The organism is Ralstonia sp. 25mfcol4.1, assembly GCF_900104095.1.
Lineage (GTDB): Bacteria > Pseudomonadota > Gammaproteobacteria > Burkholderiales > Burkholderiaceae > Cupriavidus.
Genome location: NZ_FNJO01000007.1, coordinates 24,564 through 42,472 on the forward strand (window position 1 = coordinate 24,564; position 17,909 = coordinate 42,472).

Below are 17,909 nucleotides of genomic sequence, written 5' to 3' on the forward strand. Positions count from 1 at the left end.
CGGTGGGCAAATCGCCAGTCGGGCCGGGATGAAAACGAGACGCGGAGAAATGCCGGGCGACACCGGGTAGGCACCCGGTGCGCGGGAAACGATGCGGAGAGGGAAACGAAGCGGGGGCGGGTCAGGTCCGCAAACTCACCATCGCCGAGATCTTCTCGGCCGCTTCCAGCAACGGTGGCAGGAACCGGTCGGACATTTCCTGGGCGCTGGTCCGGTTGGCCTGGCCGCTGATGTTCAGCGCGGCGATAACCTGGCCGGTGCGGCTGCGGATCGGGGCAGCCAGCGACACCAGGCCTTCCTCAAGCTCCTGGTCGTTCTGCGCCCAGCCACGGGTGCGGATATCGGCGATCAGCGATTTCAGTGCGGCGATATCGGTCACGGTGCGGCGGGTACGTGGTTGCAGGTCGGACGCCTGCAGCACGCGGTCGAGTTCGGCGTCATCGAGCCCGGACAGCAGCACGCGGCCCATCGACGAGCAATAGGCCGGCAGCCGGCTGCCGATCGACAGGTTGATCGTCATGATCTTGCGGGCCGGCACGCGTAGTACATAGACGATTTCGGTGCCGTCGAGCACGGAGATCGAGCAGCTTTCGTGGACGGATTGCGAGAGCGCTTCCATGACCGGCTCGGCCAGGTTCCAGAACGGCATCGAGGTCAGGTAGGCGAACCCGAGGTCCAGGATCTTGGGCGTCAACCGGAACAGCCGGCCGTCGTTCTGCACGTAGCCCAGCCCCACCAGCGTCAGCAGGATGCGCCGCGCGCCGGCGCGGGTCAGGCCGCTCGCCTGGGCGATTTCGGTCAGCGTCTGGGCCGGATGGCTGGCGTTGAACGCGCGGATTACCGACAGGCCACGCGCAAATGACTGCACATAGCTGTCGCTCGGCTTTTCGGTCGTACCGGCGCCGGGCGCGCGGGACGTAGCGGAATCGGCAGGATGCGCCATGGGTCTGAGAGAGTTCGGAAAGACTCGGAAAGGCCGAAAGGGTAGAGGAAATGTGCCTGCTTTGCCAGTCCGGAGCAACCTTTACCGCAGCGCCGCTTGCCGCGTGGAACTATCGGCGGCGCTGACGAGACGAATCTGTCTATCGCATAATGTGCGGCCGTCCGGCGCGGCAGATGCCGTCAACAAGGTGACGCCGACGGGCGGCCACGACAACAGTGTCATACAAGGGAATGGGTTCGGTGAGCGAGACAATCCAGTGGAATGATTGGGAGGCATTTTGCAGTGTGGTGGAGCAGGGCACGTTCACGGCGGCAGCCGCGGCCCTGGACTGTCCGAAATCGCGCGTCTCCGCAGCGGTGATCCGGCTGGAGACCGCCATCGGCGCCAAGCTGCTGGAACGCACCACGCGCCGCATGCGGCTGACCGATGCCGGCGGCGCCGTCTATCGCGACGTGGCGCCGCTGTTCGCCCGGCTGCGTGAAATCCGCCAGGAAACGCTGGCGCGCGAGGAACGCGTGCAGGGCATGCTGCGCATTGCCACGCCCTACGAATTCGGGGCGCAGCAGCTGGGCGGTGTCATTTGCCGCACGCTGGCCGCCCATCCGGCGCTGGATATCACCGTGGAAATTGCCCAGGGGCTCGTCGATCCGATCCGGGAAGGCTATGACATCGCCTTCGTGACCGTGGACACCGACCTGCCCGATTCCGGCACCATCGCGCGACGCATCTGGAACGTGGAACGCGGGCTGGTGGCGGCCCCCAGTCTGGCGGCGAGCCTGCCGGCGCAGATCCAGCCCGAAGACCTGTCCAACATGCCCACGCTGGCCACGCCCGGGGCGTCGGTGTGGGAATTTTCGCGCGACGGCCGGCGGATTCCGGTGCCGATCCGGCCGCGCATGCAGACGTACAACGCCGAACTGCGCATGCAGGCCGCGCTGGCGGGCCTGGGGATCGCCCGGGTGCCGATGACGGCCGCCGAAACGGAGATCGCCCAGGGCAGGCTGGTCCGGGTGATGCCCGATTACCCGTTGCCACCGCTGAGGGTGTTTGCCTTGCTGCCTGACCGGCGGCTCCAGCCGCGCAAGGTGCGGGCCTTCATGGAAGCCATCGAATCGATGATGGGGGCGGAACTGGACGCGCTGGGGCAGTAACTGGCCCGGCGGGGATGCGGTACGGGGGAAAACGCGGGAGAGGGGGTGGGGAAGGCGGCCCGGCGGAACTCGGGGGAGCGCGCCCCGGGCCTGCTTCGCCTTGGGGGAAGGCGAAGCCGCTGCTGAGGGGAAGGACTTAAGCGCCTTCGCTGTACACGTCGCGCTTCTCGGTCACGCCACGGGCGCCTTCCGAGTACACATCGCGCTTGTCGGTCACCGAGCGGGCGCCTTCCGAATACACGTCACGCTTTTCGGTCACGCCACGGGCGCCGTCCAGGTACGGATCGATCTTGCGGCCGATGCTGCCGTCAAGGCGTGCCAGGTCCGACAGGGGTTGCGCAGCCTGGGCGGCGGTGGCGGCAGCCGACAGGCCGATGGCGCAGATCAGGGAGAGGGCGAGGGTCTTCATGGTTGTGCTGTTCCTACTTATTGGCAGAGATCGCGGGTGGTCCCGCGGTGGCTGTAATGTAGGCGCCGGCACGCGCACGAAAAAGGGCGAATCCTCGACAGACTGTCCAGCTGTCTGGACATTAGGGGTTAACCCTAGGGCGTTGTTTTGTGATACGGTGGCGCCCCGCCACCGGACAACGATGCAAGGTTAGTGGTTGCTTACACCACGCCACGGCTAACGCCGGCAATCAGCATCAGCAGGATCTGGGCGATGACGAACAGCACGAGCGGCGACATGTCGAACCCGCCCAGGCGCGGCATTACGCGCTGGATCGGGCGCAGCAGCGGCGCGGTCAGGTGCCAGATCGGGCCGGCCAGCGGCGATTGCGGATTGATCCACGACAGCACCGCCATGAGCAGCGTGACCCACATCACCATGCTGATGCCCCACTTCAGCAGGTTCAGCACGGCGAGGCCCAGGATGACGGGCAGGAAGGCCAGCGGATCGGCATCGAGCACCAGCGCGCGGCACACCAGGAATGCCACGGCGGTCAGGTAGGCGGCCAGCACGGTGGCCCAGTCGATGCCGCCGATGCCCGGAATGATGCGGCGCAGCGGGCGCACGAGCCAGTCTGTGACCTGGAACACCCCCTGCGACACCGGGTTGCGCGATGGCAGCCGGGTCAGTTGCATCCACAGGCGCAGCAGCAGTGCCATGCCGAAGAGCGTAAAGACGGTATCGAGCAGGAAGAGGATGATTTCCGTGAACATCAGGCGGATTTCCCTTGAATACGTTAGAGGGCGACAGGGTGTCGACGACCGCACAGATTCTGCCATACCCCGCTGCCCTGCCTCTGTGGAAAATAGGGGCGCAATGCGTGTCATCGCACCGGGCGCAGCGGTGGCACCCCATATAATGGGCGGCTTGTCCGATACCGCCCGCGTAGCCCCTTTCCGCCCATGCCACGCCCGACCGCTTCCGCGAAGTCTTCGAACGATGCCAACGTACTGAGCAAGCAGGACTTCGAGGCGCTGTCCGATTTCCGGTATCAGTTGCGCCGCTTCCTGCGGTTTTCGGAGGACGCCGCGCAGGCCGAAGGGGTGACCGTACAGCAATACCTGCTGATGCTGCACATCCGCGGCAGCCGCGACAAGAACTGGGCGTCCGTGGGCGAACTGGCCGAACGGCTGCAGGCCAAGCAGCACGGCGTGGTTGCGCTGGTCAACCGCTGCGAGGCCGCGGGGCTGGTGACGCGCCGGATCCATCCCGACGACCGCCGCGTGGTGCAGATTCACCTGCTGGCCAAGGGAGAGCGATGCCTGAACCGCCTGGCCGCGTTGCACCGGGCCGAGCTGGAATCGTTGCGCGGGGCGTTCCGTGTGGCACGCATTACTGCTTTCAACGACGACGAAGCCGAGCGCGACTGAGCGCCGCGTTTTCGCAGGTCGGGCCAGCCGCGTTACAGGCGGTTACCCATCACAATCTCCGGTGACACCTGCCGGCATGGCCCGGCACTAGACTCCCGCGCAATATCAACACGCGCACCGTCGCAGGAGTCCCCATCATGTCCATCACGATTCGCCCGGTCGCCCGCACGCTAGCACTGGCCGCCGTGGCTGCCGGTACGCTGGCGCTGGCGGGTTGCGCCGCACCTTATGGCGCCGGCTATGGCGATGGCTATGGTTCGGGGTACCAGACCGGCTACCAGACCGCCGGCTACCAGGGCACCTACGGCAATGCCGGATACGGATCCGCCTATGGCACCTCGGGCACGCAGATCAGCGGCACGCCGGCTTATCCCCAGCAGTCGTACCCGCAGCAGTCGTATCCCCAGTCGTCCTATCCGCAACAGTCCCAGCAACCCGCCTATCCGCAGCAGCCCGGCTACGACCAGTATGGATATCCGCAGCAGGCCCAGGGCAGCTACGACGGCACCTACGGCACCAGCGCCGGCTACAACGACCCCTACGCGGTGCGTTACGGCTGGGTGGAGTCAATCGAGCAGGTAGGCGGACAGCCGGCCAACGCCAGCGGCGTGGGCGCCGTGCTGGGCGGGGTGGCGGGCGGCCTGCTGGGGCACCAGATCGGCGGCGGTCGTGGCAACACGGTGGCCACCATCGGCGGCGCGGTGGCGGGCGCGCTGGCCGGCAACGAGGTGGAAAAGCGCACCCACACCACGCCGCCGGCGTTTCGCGTGCGGGTGCGTACCAACGACAACGCCTATATGACGCTGACGCAGGCCAGTCCATACAACCTGCGCATCGGCGACCGCGTCAAGGTGCAGAACGGCACGGCCGTGCCCTACTGACATACCGGATCGTTCGCCCACCGAAAAAGCCCGGCGCCAGGGCCGGGCTTTTCTTCGACGGTCGGGCCGTCTTAGGACAGCGCGTTGGCCAGGAAGGTCAGCGCGCGGCCATGCGCCAGCGCGGCCGACCGCTGGTGGTACGACGCGCGCGCCCAGCAGTTGAAGCCGTGGTCGGCCTGGTCGTAGACAAAGACCTCGGTGCCCCGCTTGCCGGCCACGGCCTGACGAACGTTCTCCACATCGTCGGGCTTGATATGGGCATCCAGCGCGCCGTAGTGGAACTGCACCGGCACGTCGAGGGCGGCCGCCTCGTGCAGGTTGTTCTGGATGCCGCCGCCATAGTAGGGCACCGCGGCGTCCACCAGCCCGCGCGCCGCGGCCATGTACGACACCAGGCCGCCGAAGCAATAGCCCACCGCAGCCACCTTGCCGCCTTCGCCAATTTCCTTGCGAAGCGCCTCGACAGTGGCGGCGACGTCCGACACCGTATCTTCCAGGTTCACGGCCTTGCGCAGTTCCATGGCCTTTTCCCAGTCCGGGCCGCTGTAGCCCAGCTCCACGCGCGGGGCCGAACGCCAGAATACGTCCGGGGCCAGCACCACGTAGCCGTCGGCTGCGTACTGGTCGGCCACGCTGCGGATGTGTTCGTTGACGCCGAAGATCTCCTGCACCAGCACGATGCCGGGGTTGCCGACGGCCTTGCCGCCGGGCGGCAGGCTCAGGTAGGCGTCGAAGCTGCCGCCGGCGGTGTCGATACGGATCCAGTGGCTGTTGGGCGTGGGGCTCATGTTGGGAAGACTCCAGGGTTTGTCGGGGCGGGCGCGCGGGCGCGCCGGATCCGCGGGCTCCGGGGGGATCCGCGAGAGACCGCCAAGTGTGCCACCGCCGCGCCGATCTTGCAGCGCCGCTGGCCGGTAGCCGACCGGCAAAAAAATATGCCGGCACCCGCGGGAGGGGTAGCCGGCATGGCGGCCGCGCCAGTTGCGCGGCACAGGACTGCTTGACTGACTGTTCATCCGCGCCGGTTACCAGCGCATCTGCACATTCTTTTCTCCAGGGCTCACCGTCGTGCGCTTGGATGTGCCTTCATAAGTGGCCACGACCTGATACGAGGCGCGCGGCCCCTTGATCAGGCATCGTGGGCCCGTGGATGTGAACTCGGCCACCTGCTGTCCATTGCGCATGAGCTTCACGTTGACGTCCGACAGATATTCTCCGCGGCCGCCCTGCGTGAACAGCAGGCCCATGTCGTACTGGGACGCCTCGCTGCGCATTTCGGCCTGTTCGTCGGCAGCCACGCCGCCGCAAACATAGGTGAACGGGCCGGCCGTCGACGTCTTCATGTCCGCGTGAGCGGACACCGCCACGCCCATCGCCGCCGCAGCGGCACCGATTGCGCACCAGACACGTACCTGTCGAGTGATCGTCGTGTTTTGAGTTTGCATCGCTTCCTCCTGCCAGGTTGACGGGATGTGCGACGGGTACCCAATGCAGGAATTGCAGCCCGTGAGGCAGGTTCAGGGCAGGTACGCAGGCCCGGACGATGGCCTGTCGCGCATCCTCGGGATACGTACCTGAAGTACACACCACTGCACCCGGGGCGTCTGTCAGCGTTTCACTGATCTTGCTGCGGGAAGAGACTTTGGGGTGGCCGGAACAGCGGGCAGTTCTGCCCCTATTCGTGCGCAGAGGGAGGCAAAGAGAGGCGCCGCTCACATGGCCCCACGCTGCGTGCGTAATCGTGCCGGACCGGCGCATCGGCCGGAGACCGGCCAGGGATCAGGCCGGGAATCAGGCGGGAATCAGGCCGGGAATCAGAGGCGCATCAGACGCGAACCAAGACCGACCTTCGATAGGCCGACAATCAATAGGCCGACGATTTCTCGAAACGCGTGCGCCAGTTGTCGCTGTATGCCTTGACCACCGCGCTGTCGCCCCGGATCAGCATGCCGTTCTCCGCGTTGCGCTCCTGGGCCGACTTGGTGAAGTTGAACGACCCCGTGAACACGGCCTGGTCGTCGAACACCATCACCTTGTTGTGCGCGATGGCCGGTTTGGTATCGACCACGACGGGAATACCCGCGTTCTTGAGGAAGGTGGCGCTGGTATATCGCTCCGAAGCCTGGCTCTTGTCGACGATCACCCGCACGTCCACGCCGCGCTGGTGCGCCTCGGCCACGGCGCGGGCGATGGGGGCGCTCGTGAACGAGTAAGCCTGGATCAGCAGCTTGTGCCGGGTGCGGTTGATGGCGTCGACAATCATGTCCTGGCAGCTCGGGCCGTCCGGCACGAAACACAGCGTGTACGTGCTGCCGCTGGCGAACTGGCTGGTCTGCGCGCGCGGCGTGGTCAGCGTCTCGATGGCGCGATCGAACATCGAGGTGGTACGGGCCTGGGCGCCGCCCACGATGGCCAGCAGGCCGACGATGCCCGCCGTGGCAAGCCGCCTGCTTCGGAGCAAGGAAGGAAACATCAGGTTACAGGGTGGTGACAGGAATCGAGGGCAGGCAGCGTAACAGGCCATGCGCCCAGTTCGCAACAGGAAACGCACCGTGGCCGGTTGGGGAATTGCGGCGGCGTCTTGGGACTCGACCTGACTGGTGCCTATGATGAAGGCATCGTGTCGCGGCGGGGCATGTTGTGCCGCCGCATCCATCGCAAATACAAGGAGCCTCGCATGTCCGACCATACCTACAAGCTCGTCGAGATCGTCGGGTCGTCACCCGATGGCAGCGACCAGGCCATCCGCAATGCACTGGCCAAGGCCGGCGAGACCATCAAGCATATCGACTGGTTCGAAGTGGTCGAAACGCGCGGCCATGTCACGGACGGCAAGGTCGGCCACTTTCAGGTCACGCTGAAGATCGGCTTCCGCGTGACCTGACGCGCAGGCCGCGCCACCCGCCGGCCCGCTCAATCGAACTGGTACGACCAGAGCAGGTTGACGCGCGGCGAACGGTGGCTGGCATTGGTGGGCTTGTCTCCCACGGGCTGGGCCAGCGAGACGTCCATCGTGTAGTAGCGCCGGTCCGAGAACCGTAGGCCGATGGCCAGCGACTGGAGCGTGCGGTGCGACAGCGAGATGCTGTTCGAGTACACGCGCGCCATGTCGGCGGCCACGAACGGTTGCAGCGTCTTCAGGTACGTGAAGTCCACTGCGAACAGCCGGTTCAGTTCGACCGATGCCCCCCAGCCCTTGTCGCCCGCAATCTCGCCGGCCGGGTAGCCCAGCCCGAAGAAGCGGCCGCCAAAACTGATCTGCTCGCTCGACGCCAGGCGGTTGCCGCTGTACTGCCCCGCCCCCGACAGCGCGATGCCGAAGCCCATCGGCAGGTCGCTGGCCTGCGACACCAGCAACCGCGTGCGCCAGAAGCTCAGGTCGTTGAGGTTGTTCTGGCGGTCGGCGCCCAGCGCATCGAAGCCCTTGTAGACGCCGAGCGTGGCGCTGCGCGTCACGCCAGTGCCACGTTGGAGGTATGACGCCTCGGCGGTGGCCACGCGCACGCTGGTCGACAGTTCCACCTGGCGGCCTGCGCCGGGCTGTACCGCCTGCGTGTAGCGTTCGAACTGGTTGTTGGCGTAGAAGCCGCCGGTCAGCGTCAGCGCGTGGCGGTTGTTCAGGATGACCGGGTAGCTCAGCGTGCCGCCCAGTCGCTTGGAGTCGTTCACGTAGCGCGGGTTGAAGCCGATCGGGGCCAGCGAGCTGTTCTCGGGCACGCCGCGATAGTGCGACGCGGTGATCTTGCCCAGCATGCCTTCGGTGCCCAGCGGCTGCGCGTAGGTGGCGGCGTAGTACTCCTCGCTGTCGCGGCCCTTGGGGAACAGCGTGGAGAACGACAGCTGCTCGCCCAGCGGCGTCAGGCTGTTGGTGGTGGCCGTGGCGATGGCGCGCACGCCCGGCGACATCCATTCGACACCCGTACCGAACGTGAACGGCTTGCGCCTGACCTCCAGCACCATGTCGCACGCGCCATCGGTGGTGGTGGGCGGCTGCACCGTGGCGTTGACCTGCATGCCGGGCTGCTGCGCCAGCACGTTGACATAGTGCTCGAAGCTCTCCTGGCGCAGCGGACGGTCCTTCTTCAGCTGCTCGGCAATCTTGCGCAGCCGCGCCTCCGCCGGGCCGGGCTTGCCCTTCACCGTGATGTTGGCCACATAGCCTTCCACCACCGTGACCAGCACATTGCCGTTTTCGAACGATTGCGCCGGCACGAAGGCAAACGACAGCGGGTAGCCGGCGTCCTTGTACATCTGCGTGACCGACTCCGCGGCCTGCAGCAGTTCCGCGACGGTGATCTCGCGATTGGCCAGCGGGCTGAACTTTGCCGCGATCTGCTCGAACGGCAGCGTCTTCGCGCCCTCGATCTGGAAGTGGCGGGGCGTGAGCCGCGAGGCCAGCAGGTTCTGCAGCGCCGAGTCGGGCCGTTCCACCTGCACGGTCACATTGGATTGCGCCGGCTTGCTCGGCGCGATGCTGGGCAGCGTCTGGGTGGGATCGCCCTGCACGGGGCCGCGTTCGGCGTGGCCCAGGCCGCTATGGATGACGCCGACGCTGATCATCAGCGCGGCAACGCGATTGCGTGGTCGCATGGTCTTACCCCTCGATGTAAACCTGCATTGCGGCTATGAGGTCGCGTGCCACGGGACGGAGGGGATGCCGCTTCCCCGCCGCCCATGAGTGGCCGTGACGCTTTGCTTGGGGCGGGCGCGCCAGGCGCCCCGTGGAGCTAGTGCTTGCCGCCGATTGCGCCGGTCAGGCCGCCAACCAGCCCGCCGACCAGCCCGGTGACCGGCGCCAGCGGATTGGCAGGCTTGGTGCCTGCCGTCGTGCCGCCCGAGGCGGGCGTGCTGCTGGCCGGTGCATTGCCGCCGGTCAGCCCGGCAACCAGGCCGGTCACCGGTGCCAGCGGGCTGGCGCTGCCGCCCGTGGCGGTGGTCGCCCCGCCGGTAACGCCGTTGGTGATGCCGCCGACCAGGCCTGTGACCGGCGCGAGCGGGCTCGTGCCGCCGCCCGCGGTGGCGCTGCTCAGGCCGCTGGTGAGGGTGCTGACCAGTCCGGTGACCGGCGCCAGCGGGCTCGACGCACCACCGGTGGCGCCGGTCAGGCCGCCACTCAGGCCGCCGACCAGCCCGGTCACGGGCGCGAGCGGGCTGCCCGCCGCACCGCCTGCCGGATTGTTCACCACGCCGCCAAGCGATGCCACGGTCGTGCCCGTGCCCGTGACGATGCCGCCCACGCCGGACACGACCGGCGTATTGGTATGGGTCAGTTGCGTGCCCGCCGTGGCCAGTGCGCCGCCGACCGTCGCCAGCAGGTTGTTGACCGGCTGGCCCAGGCCCGTGGCGGCGCCCAGTGTCTGCGTGCCGCTGGTCAGTGTGGAAGTCAATGGCACGATGGCCTTGCTGACGCCGCTGGTCAGCTGTTCCACCGGTCCGGTCGACAGCGCGGTTCCCAGCTGGCCGCCGACGTTGTTCACTGCACCGCCTACTTGCGAGACCACGCCGCCCACCGGCACCGTCACGGCGGACAGCGGGGCGAGCGGTCCGCTGCCCAGGCCGCTGACCGCGCTGCCGGCGCTGCTGACGGCGTTGCCAAGCTCGCTGACCACGCCGCCGGTGCTGGCCACCGTGGTACCCACCGGATTCGTGGTGTTGGGCATATTGCCCAGGCCCGACTGCACGCCGGTGCCCAGCACGCTGACCGCGTCGCCCACCGAACTCACCACGCCAGCCAGGCCATCCCGGGTCTGGGAAGACACCACCGGCACGTTCGCGTCCTTGATCGCATCACCCACGCCGCTGACGGTGCTGCCGACCCCGTTCACGATGCCGCCCGCGTTGCTGACGATGGCGCTGGTGGGCGTCAGCGCAGTGGTGCCGCCGCCGTTGTTGTTTCCGCCGCCGCCGTTGTTCGTGCCCCCGTTGTTGGCGGAGTCCGTGCCACCCGTGCCACCCGTGCCACCCGTGCCACCGGTGTTGCCGGTGTTGGCGGCATTGCCGGTGGCACCCGAGCTGCCCGTGCCGCTGGTGCCCAGCGACGTCGACCCGCTGCCGCTGGCGCAGCCTGCCAGAACCAGCATGGACCCCAGCAATGCCGTCACGACCAGTTGCTTCGCGGAATGTTTGTATGTGCGCATGACCTTTTCCCTTTTTTTAATGTTCCCGACCCTGGCTCACGTTTTCGCATGCCGCTTCGTTGCGAAGGATTGCGTGACGTGCCTTGGCTGCGCTGTATTGCGCAAGCGGTGTGCCAGTGACGCCGGCCATTGCGGGCCACGCCATTCCAAAGCAGGGGGTGATGCGCGCAAACGCGCGTGTGGCAAGGCTTTGCGGCAAATGGATCAAACGCACGCATGAAGCGCGCGGTGGCGGCGCGGCGCGTGTTTGGCGTTACGCGTTACGTAACGCCCCGTGACATGCGCTGTGACATGGCGGTGACATGGCGGTTCCACGGCGCCTGTCCCCGTCTCGCGTCCAAGGCCGTCCGCCGTAACGCCCGCAGGGAACACGTTACGTAGCACGTAACACCACAACGCCGTCCGGCACGACGCTTCGAGCGCGCTCGACGCAGCCCCCCTGCATCCCCGAAAGCCTTGCGCCACAACGGGTTCCAGCCCTGCCGTCGCCGGCATCCAGCGCCCGTATCGAACATGCGATTGAGGCTGGCACACCGTTTGCGCTATCGGTCCGCAGCCACGCCAGACGAAGCAGCTCGCCGACCGGGTCGCGGCGAAGCGCGTGAGCAGGGCGGACATGAAGACAGCGGACTCACAAAGAACAAACTCAGGAGATCAGGACATGCATGCAACCAAGCAGACGCGCCCCCTCAACATGATGGCGATGGCCTGTGCCGCAGCGGTGACGTTGCTGGCGGGCTGCGCCTCGGGCGGTTCCAGCGGCGGTGCCAATCCGTCCCCGCCGTCCCCGCCGACCAATCCGGGGACGACGAATCCGCAGCCCACCGCCGAAACCACGCCCACTGCCAAGGTGGTGGAAGGCGCGGGCAACGCCGTGGTATCCACCGGCAACGCGGTGAGCCAGATCGGCCAGCAGATCAAGGACACCAGCGTGCCGCTGGTACCGGCCACGGCGAAGAACGCGACCGGCGATGTGGTGATCCAGACCGGCGAGACCGTTGCCACGCTCGGCGCTGGTGTGCGCGATGGCCTGGGCCAGATTGGCGCCGCGGACAACCCGGTGGGCGTGACCGTTGCCAACACCGGCAATGTCGTGACGCAGGCCGGCGCCACGGTGGTCAGCACGGGCAGTCTCGTCAAGGCGCTTGGTAGCGACCAGTTGTCGCCGCTGGCGCCCGTGACCAATCCCGCGGGCGGCCTGGTGCAGACCGTGGGCGCGGGGGTGATGAGCCTCGGCGGCAAGCTGGGCGATACGCTGTCGACCGGCCCGGTCGCGCAAGTGACGGACAGCACCAGCAAGGCCATCGTGCCGCTGACCACGCAGTTGACCAACGCCACGCAAACCGTAGGCGCGGCCTCGGGCCTGGGTGCGCCGGTCACCAACCTGCTGACCCAGGTCGGAAACACGGTAGCCACGGCGGGCAGCATGATCGCCAACACCAACACGCCGGTGGTGTCGCCGCTCGGCGGCGTCGTCAACGAAACGGGCAAGACCGTGGCGGTGGCAGGCGTGCTGCTCAACGGCAATGGCAGCGCCGGCGGCAATCCGCTGGGCGGCCTGCTCAACAACCTGCCGTTGAACGGGGCTGCCGGTGGCACATCGGGCAGCAGTCCCCTGGCGCCCGTGACCGGCCTGATCGGCGCGGTGGGCGGCGCTGCGGGCGGCGCGGCAGGCGGCACCTCGGGCGGCAGCAATCCGCTGGCGCCGGTCACGGGCCTGCTGGGCACCGTCACAGGCGGATTGACCAGCGCGGCTAGCGGTGCAGGTTCGTCCAGTGGCAGCGGCAGCAATCCGCTGGCGCCAGTCACCGGCCTGCTGGGCGGGCTGACGCCCCATTGATCTGAAATACCACGCGGGAGACGTCGGGACTTTCCCTGTCAACCGCCCCGGCTAATTTACGGTGCGCTGTCGTCCTTACCCCGCGCGGCGCATCCTTTTATTTCGTGCCGTGAGGCCGTCCTGCATGACCACGTGCAGGACGCCGCACGGCACGCTTCACTTGTTGCGTGCTCTTTAACAATTCGGATGATTTCATCCCGATGGAGGAAGGCGGCCGCATTGTTTCAAACGTCTGTCCTACTTTAATCTGGGACAACCATTAGCCCGAATGGGGGGTATGGTTGAAACAAAGCCTGTCTTATAAATGTATCCACCAGCGCAAAAGCACAATAACGCCACAGTGGCAGTTCATACAGATGGCAGTCGGATCGGGGTCAGGAGCGTATTGCTGGGGATCCATGCAGTGGTTACGCACTTTCGGGAGTGAACATCATGCAAAAGAATCTGGCGCGCCATCGCAAAACCCAACGCGGCGCCACTGCCATCGAATATGGCCTGATCGTAGGCCTGGTTGCCCTGGGCATCGTCGTGGGCGCACAGGCCCTCGGCACAGGCCTCAGCACGGGCTTCAGCAATCTTGCCCAACGTGTCACGACCCTCTTCGCCACCAACAACGGTGGCTCCTGACATCGACCGGCGGACCATTCACTGATCATCCGGAAGGCTGACGCGGCGTTCGTGCATCGCGCACGGCGTTGCTTCGTGCCGACCTGACGTCTCCAGACCATTTACCAGAGCACCGTGCTGGCAGCCATGCCAGCCGCGGCGGGCGTCTGCACGCCCGTCGGCAAAGCAGTGGCAGAAGTGGTAGCGGTAGGCACTGGCCGCAGGTAGGCATATGGACGGCCGGGCTAGAACGGTAAGAGTGGTTCCAAGTCGCGCAACGTAGTACGACACAGCCCGTCGGGGACGTCGCAGCGGGCACCGTGCAGCCATGCCGGTGCCCGCCGCGCGGTGTCGTGTGTCGCCAATGCATGCAAGTCGAAAGAACCGGGTGAAGCATGGCATTACGGGGGAGCGCGAACCGGCGCCGCGCAAGCGGAGTGGCCGCGATCGAGTTCGCGATAGTGTTTCCGCTGCTGTTTGCGGTGGTGCTTGGCATCGTCTATTACGGCATGGTGCTGGCCCTGCAGCAAGTCCTGACGCTCGCCGCCGAGGAAGGCGCGCGGGCTGCCTTGCGTTATCCGCTCACCGCGAACGGCGGCACGCTGGCGACCACGCTCGGCCAGCGGGTCATCGCCGCCGACCTGGCCGCGCGCAGCACGCTGCCGCCCAATATCGCCAACCGTTTCGCGGCAGGCTCGCTGGCCCAGGCCGTGGCCTGCAGCGCGCCGCCGGGCACGCAATGCGTGCAGGTGACGCTCGATCTCCCCACGCAAACGTTCCTGCCGGTGGTGCCGTTCGTGCCGGTGCCCGCTTCGCTGACCGGCGTCGCGGTGGTCCAGCTCTCTCCCGATACCTGAGGACACATGAGCAGCAAACAGATTCGAATCCTGGCCATCGTCCTGCTGATACTGGCCGGACTGCTCGCGCTGCTGGCGTGGCAGGTGGCGCGCCAGCAGGCGGTGGCCATCCCGGCCGCGCGCACCGCACCGACCCATGCCGTGGTGGTCACCACGCGAGCCGTGGAAGCCGGCAAGCCACTGACTGCCGACGCGCTCGCGGTCATGCAACTGCCGATCGAGCCGGCCGGCGCCTACCAGGACGCGGCCCGCGTGGTGGGCCAGGTGCCGGTGGTGAACCTGGGCAGCAACGTGCCGGTGCTGGAAGGACAACTGCTGTCCGGGCTGGCGCGGCAGATTCCGGAGGGCGACCGTGCGCTGGCCGTGTCGGTGGACGAGGCCGTTGGCGTGGGCCATCAGGTGCAGCCCGGAGACTTCGTCGATGTGTTCGTGATCCTGCGCCGCGACAACCAGGAGATTGCCGAAAGCCAGACCCGCCTGCTGCTGTCGCGTCTGCGCGTGCTCGCGTACGGCAATGGCAGTGTCAACGATTCACGCAAGGTGCAGGGCGAACAGATGATGGCCCGCCGTGACGGCGCGAAGACGGCCGTGCTGTCGGTGCCGGTGGAAGAGGTCGGCAAGCTGGCCATGGCGCAGCAGGCCGGCCGGCTGGTGCTGGCGTTGCGCAATCCGTCGGATGCGTCGATGCCCAGCGACGGCATGTTCGCCGACCCGCCGGCCGTGCTGCAGGCCCGCGCCGGCGTGCCGCCGGACGCCGAGCGCGCGCCCGTGGACAGGGCCGCGGCCGGCATGAGCCTGGCCGGACTGGTGGGCCAGGCCCATGCGGGCAACACCACGCCGCGCGCCCTTCCCCCCGCGCCGGCCATGCGCGCCGCCGCGCCACCGGCGGCGTCACTGACGGCCTCGGCGCAACGACGCGAAACCCCCGACAACAACAACGGCGTGGAAGTGATCCGCGCCGGCAAGCGAGCGATCGAATAGCGGACGACACGGCATGCCCACATTGACGACAGACCGTGAACGGGCGCCCGCGCGCCAGATCGACACCGATCCGTGCCGCCGCCGATGGGCCGCGATGATGATGGCTGCCGTCTCGATGGCGGCCGTGCTGGCCGGGGCGATGCATCCGGCCATGGCGCAGGACGCCGGCCCGCCGCCCGCCGCGCGCACGTTGCGCCTGATGGCCGGCGCACAGCAGGAGATCAAGCCCGGTCAGGCGCTGGAGCGCGTGGCCGTGGGCAACCCCGCCGTGGCCGATGCGCTGCTGCTCAAGCAACGCAATGGATCGCCCACCGTGCTGGTGGTGGCAAAGAAGCCGGGCGTGACCGACATGATGGTCTGGAGCCGCAATGCGGCGCCGTTGACCTACAGCGTGCAGGTCGATGCCGTGGCGCCGGATGCCGATGGCGCGCAGGTGGACCTGTCCGCCGCCGGCGCCACCATCCGGGGCGAATTGCCCGACGCCGCAGCCGCCGCGCGCACGCAGCAGGCGGCGAGGGCGGCGGTGGGCGGGCCGGACGGCAAGGGCGGCGTGGTGATCGACCGCTCGGTGGTGCCGGTGTCGAACACCGTGCAGGTCGATGTGAAGGTGGTGGAAATCAGCAAGACCGTGCTGAAGGAAGTAGGGCTCAATTTCGTCAAGAGCAGCGGCGGTTTCACGTTCGGGCAGTTCAGCCCGACGTCGCTGACAAAGGCCACGATCGGCCCGTCGCCGTCGTTTGAAGGCGCGTTGCCGATGAGCAGTGCGTTCAACCTGGTGGCGGCCTGGGCCAAGGAGGGCATCTTCGCCAACCTGAGCCTGCTGGAAAGCAATGGCCTGGTCAGGGTGCTGGCCGAGCCAAGCCTGGTGACGCTGTCGGGCCAGAGCGCGAGCTTCCTGGCGGGCGGCGAGATTCCCATCCCGGTGCCGCAGGCGCTGGGCACCACGACGATCCAGTTCAAGCCGTTCGGCATCGGCCTGACGGTGTCGCCGACGGTGATGTCGAAGTCGCGCATCGCGCTGAAGGTGGCGCCCGAAGCCAGCGATCTCGATCCGTCGCGCGGCATCAGCATCAACGGGGCGTCGGTGCCGGCCATCGTCACGCGGCGCGCCGATACCACGGTGGAACTGGGCGACGGCGAGAGCTTCGTGATCGGCGGGCTGGTCAGCCGCAACACGGTCAGCAACGTGAGCAAGGTGCCGTTCCTGGGTGACCTGCCGATCATCGGCAGCTTCTTCAAGAACCTGAACTTCCACCAGGAGGACCGCGAACTGATGATCGTGGTCACGCCGCGCCTGGTGAAGCCGCTGGCGCGGGATTCCCAGGCCGCGGCAAACGTGGCCAATGACGGGCGCACGAGCGCCAGCCCCAACGTCTGGGGGCGCTTCGTGCTGGGCGAGTACGCAGACCCGACCCTGCCGGGTTTTTCGCGGTAGCGGCGGCAGATGGAGCGAGTGACGAGGATGGATGCCTTCCTGCTGAACACCCGGCGCGAGAGCCTGCGCCAGTGGCTGGACCAGGCGCTGGGCGGCGCCGGCACGCTGGTGGCCGAGGACGGGGCGCAGGAAGCCTTTATCGAGCAGGTCGGGGCGGTTCGTCCCGGGCTGGTCTTCCTGGACTTCGGGGCGCCGCATGTCGAGGCATCGGCCCGGCTGGCCGAACAGGTGGCGCGGCTGTTTCCACACCTGCCTCTGGTGGCCGTCGGCAACGCCGGCGAGCCGCAGGCGATGCTGGCCGCGCTGCGCGCCGGCGTGCGGGACTTCATCGATTTGCGCGGCGCGCCGGCGCAGGCCACCGACGCCGTGCGGCGCCTGATGGTGCCCCGCGCGCAGGTGCGGCCCGTGACGCCCACGCACCGGCACGGCAAGATCGTGGCGCTGTTGGGGGCCAGGCCCGGCGTCGGCGTGAGCACGCTGGCCGTGAATCTGGCCGCCAGCGTGCGCCAGCGCGCCGATGCAGGCGCCGCTGCCGAGGTGCTGCTGCTGGACCTGGGCCTGCCCGTGCGCGACGGCGCGCTCTACATGAACATCGCGCCCGAATTCCATTTCGTCGAGGCCGTGCGCAACCTGCGCCGCTTTGACCAGGTGTTCGTCGATACCGCGCTGGCGCGGCATGGCAGCGGCGTGTCGGTGCTGCCGCTGCCGGCCACGCTGGCCGAACTGCGCGATGTGTCGTTTTCCGAGGCGCTGGCGCTGCTGGACCGCCTGCGTGCTTTTTTCGACCTCCAGGTGATCGATCTCGGCGGATTCTCGAATGCCGAGTTCATGTCGCAGATCGTCAAGGCCGCAGATGCGGTGGTGATGGTGGCCGAGCAGAGTGTGGGCGCCATCGTTTCGGCCGCCGAACTGCTGCACGAGCTGAAAAAGCGCGAGATCGACCGCCCCGACCTGCATTTGATGGTGTCGCGCTTCGACCCCGAACTTGGCGTGGACGCGGCGCAGATCGCCGAACGCATCGGCGTGGCATCGGTCGATACGCTGCCCGACCGGCGTGCGGCGCTGGTGCAGGCCGCCAATCGCGGTGCGGTGCTGGCCGAGGCCGCACCGGCCGACCCCTACGTGCGCGCCCTGGGCGCGCTCATGGAACGGCTGGGCTACCGCGCGGAACAGACTTCCGAGCGCGGCATCCTGGCCCGGATCAAGGAGAAGCTGCCCGAGGCATTGCGTGTTGCGCGCGTCGCACGGGCGGGGAACTGA

Annotated in this window: 18 protein-coding genes; 10 read left to right on the forward strand and 8 right to left on the reverse strand. The window is 67.6% G+C overall.

The window, feature by feature from the left end; translation table 11 throughout:
- Positions 1-121: 121 nt before the first annotated feature.
- Positions 122-943 (reverse strand): IclR family transcriptional regulator, encoded by an 822-nt coding sequence (locus tag BLQ58_RS13835; RefSeq protein WP_029050809.1) that lies wholly within the window; start codon positions 941-943, stop codon positions 122-124.
- Positions 944-1,182: 239 nt separating this feature from the next.
- Here BLQ58_RS13835 and BLQ58_RS13840 point away from each other — a divergent pair, with 239 nt between their 5' ends.
- Positions 1,183-2,094 carry a LysR family transcriptional regulator gene (locus BLQ58_RS13840; RefSeq protein WP_029050808.1) on the forward strand — a complete coding sequence of 304 codons (912 nt, stop codon included), beginning with the start codon at positions 1,183-1,185 and terminating at the stop codon, positions 2,092-2,094.
- Positions 2,095-2,230: 136 nt separating this feature from the next.
- On the opposite strand, the gene BLQ58_RS13845 is transcribed toward BLQ58_RS13840, so the two are convergent.
- Entirely contained in the window at positions 2,231-2,503 is a 273-nt protein-coding gene (locus tag BLQ58_RS13845; protein WP_029050807.1) for a hypothetical protein, read from the reverse strand.
- Positions 2,504-2,703: 200 nt separating this feature from the next.
- Entirely contained in the window at positions 2,704-3,255 is a 552-nt protein-coding gene (locus tag BLQ58_RS13850) for a YggT family protein (RefSeq protein ID WP_029050806.1), read from the reverse strand.
- Between the two features lie 189 nt (positions 3,256-3,444).
- Here BLQ58_RS13850 and BLQ58_RS13855 point away from each other — a divergent pair, with 189 nt between their 5' ends.
- Together BLQ58_RS13855 and BLQ58_RS13860 are read left to right on the forward strand one after the other, a co-directional pair.
- Positions 3,445-3,912, forward strand: a complete 468-nt coding sequence (locus tag BLQ58_RS13855) for a MarR family winged helix-turn-helix transcriptional regulator (protein ID WP_029050805.1) — start codon at positions 3,445-3,447, stop codon at positions 3,910-3,912.
- A 137-nt stretch (positions 3,913-4,049) separates the two neighbouring features.
- Positions 4,050-4,793: a glycine zipper 2TM domain-containing protein gene (locus tag BLQ58_RS13860; protein ID WP_029050804.1), complete on the forward strand. Its 744-nt coding sequence runs from the start codon at positions 4,050-4,052 to the stop codon at positions 4,791-4,793.
- 71 nt (positions 4,794-4,864) lie between these two features.
- On the opposite strand, the gene BLQ58_RS13865 is transcribed toward BLQ58_RS13860, so the two are convergent.
- The 3 genes from BLQ58_RS13865 to BLQ58_RS13875 form a co-directional block, all read right to left on the reverse strand.
- Positions 4,865-5,581, reverse strand: coding sequence for a dienelactone hydrolase family protein (locus BLQ58_RS13865; RefSeq protein ID WP_029050803.1), 717 nt, complete (start codon positions 5,579-5,581; stop codon positions 4,865-4,867).
- A gap of 237 nt (positions 5,582-5,818) precedes the next feature.
- The gene (locus tag BLQ58_RS13870) at positions 5,819-6,238 is read right to left on the reverse strand and encodes a hypothetical protein (RefSeq protein ID WP_049815808.1); all 420 of its coding nucleotides are present in this window, start codon (positions 6,236-6,238) and stop codon (positions 5,819-5,821) included.
- Positions 6,239-6,657: 419 nt separating this feature from the next.
- A complete protein-coding gene (locus BLQ58_RS13875) occupies positions 6,658-7,254 on the reverse strand; it encodes a phospholipase D family nuclease (RefSeq protein ID WP_254775941.1) in 597 nt (198 codons plus the stop codon).
- Positions 7,255-7,470: 216 nt separating this feature from the next.
- On the opposite strand from BLQ58_RS13875, the gene BLQ58_RS13880 reads away from it, so the two are divergent.
- On the forward strand, positions 7,471-7,677 hold the full coding sequence (locus tag BLQ58_RS13880; RefSeq protein WP_029050801.1) for a dodecin: 207 nt from the start codon (positions 7,471-7,473) through the stop codon (positions 7,675-7,677).
- 29 nt (positions 7,678-7,706) lie between these two features.
- Here the strand turns inward: BLQ58_RS13880 and BLQ58_RS13885 are convergent, their stop codons facing one another.
- Positions 7,707-9,383, reverse strand: a complete 1,677-nt coding sequence (locus BLQ58_RS13885; RefSeq protein ID WP_029050800.1) for a ShlB/FhaC/HecB family hemolysin secretion/activation protein — start codon at positions 9,381-9,383, stop codon at positions 7,707-7,709.
- 137 nt (positions 9,384-9,520) lie between these two features.
- A complete protein-coding gene (locus tag BLQ58_RS13890) occupies positions 9,521-10,930 on the reverse strand; it encodes a collagen-like triple helix repeat-containing protein (protein ID WP_029050799.1) in 1,410 nt (469 codons plus the stop codon).
- 661 nt (positions 10,931-11,591) lie between these two features.
- On the opposite strand from BLQ58_RS13890, the gene BLQ58_RS13895 reads away from it, so the two are divergent.
- The 6 genes from BLQ58_RS13895 (at position 11,592) to BLQ58_RS13920 (ending at position 17,909) form a co-directional block, all read left to right on the forward strand.
- Positions 11,592-12,770 (forward strand): collagen-like triple helix repeat-containing protein, encoded by a 1,179-nt coding sequence (locus tag BLQ58_RS13895; RefSeq protein WP_029050798.1) that lies wholly within the window; start codon positions 11,592-11,594, stop codon positions 12,768-12,770.
- A gap of 432 nt (positions 12,771-13,202) precedes the next feature.
- Positions 13,203-13,397, forward strand: coding sequence for a Flp family type IVb pilin (locus BLQ58_RS13900; protein ID WP_029050797.1), 195 nt, complete (start codon positions 13,203-13,205; stop codon positions 13,395-13,397).
- 374 nt (positions 13,398-13,771) lie between these two features.
- Positions 13,772-14,233 (forward strand): TadE/TadG family type IV pilus assembly protein, encoded by a 462-nt coding sequence (locus BLQ58_RS13905; RefSeq protein ID WP_029050796.1) that lies wholly within the window; start codon positions 13,772-13,774, stop codon positions 14,231-14,233.
- 6 nt (positions 14,234-14,239) lie between these two features.
- Positions 14,240-15,214 carry a Flp pilus assembly protein CpaB gene (gene cpaB, locus BLQ58_RS13910; RefSeq protein WP_029050795.1) on the forward strand — a complete coding sequence of 325 codons (975 nt, stop codon included), beginning with the start codon at positions 14,240-14,242 and terminating at the stop codon, positions 15,212-15,214.
- 139 nt (positions 15,215-15,353) lie between these two features.
- Positions 15,354-16,649: a type II and III secretion system protein family protein gene (locus BLQ58_RS13915; protein WP_254775963.1), complete on the forward strand. Its 1,296-nt coding sequence runs from the start codon at positions 15,354-15,356 to the stop codon at positions 16,647-16,649.
- Positions 16,650-16,676: 27 nt separating this feature from the next.
- Positions 16,677-17,909, forward strand: a complete 1,233-nt coding sequence (locus BLQ58_RS13920; protein WP_029050793.1) for a response regulator — start codon at positions 16,677-16,679, stop codon at positions 17,907-17,909.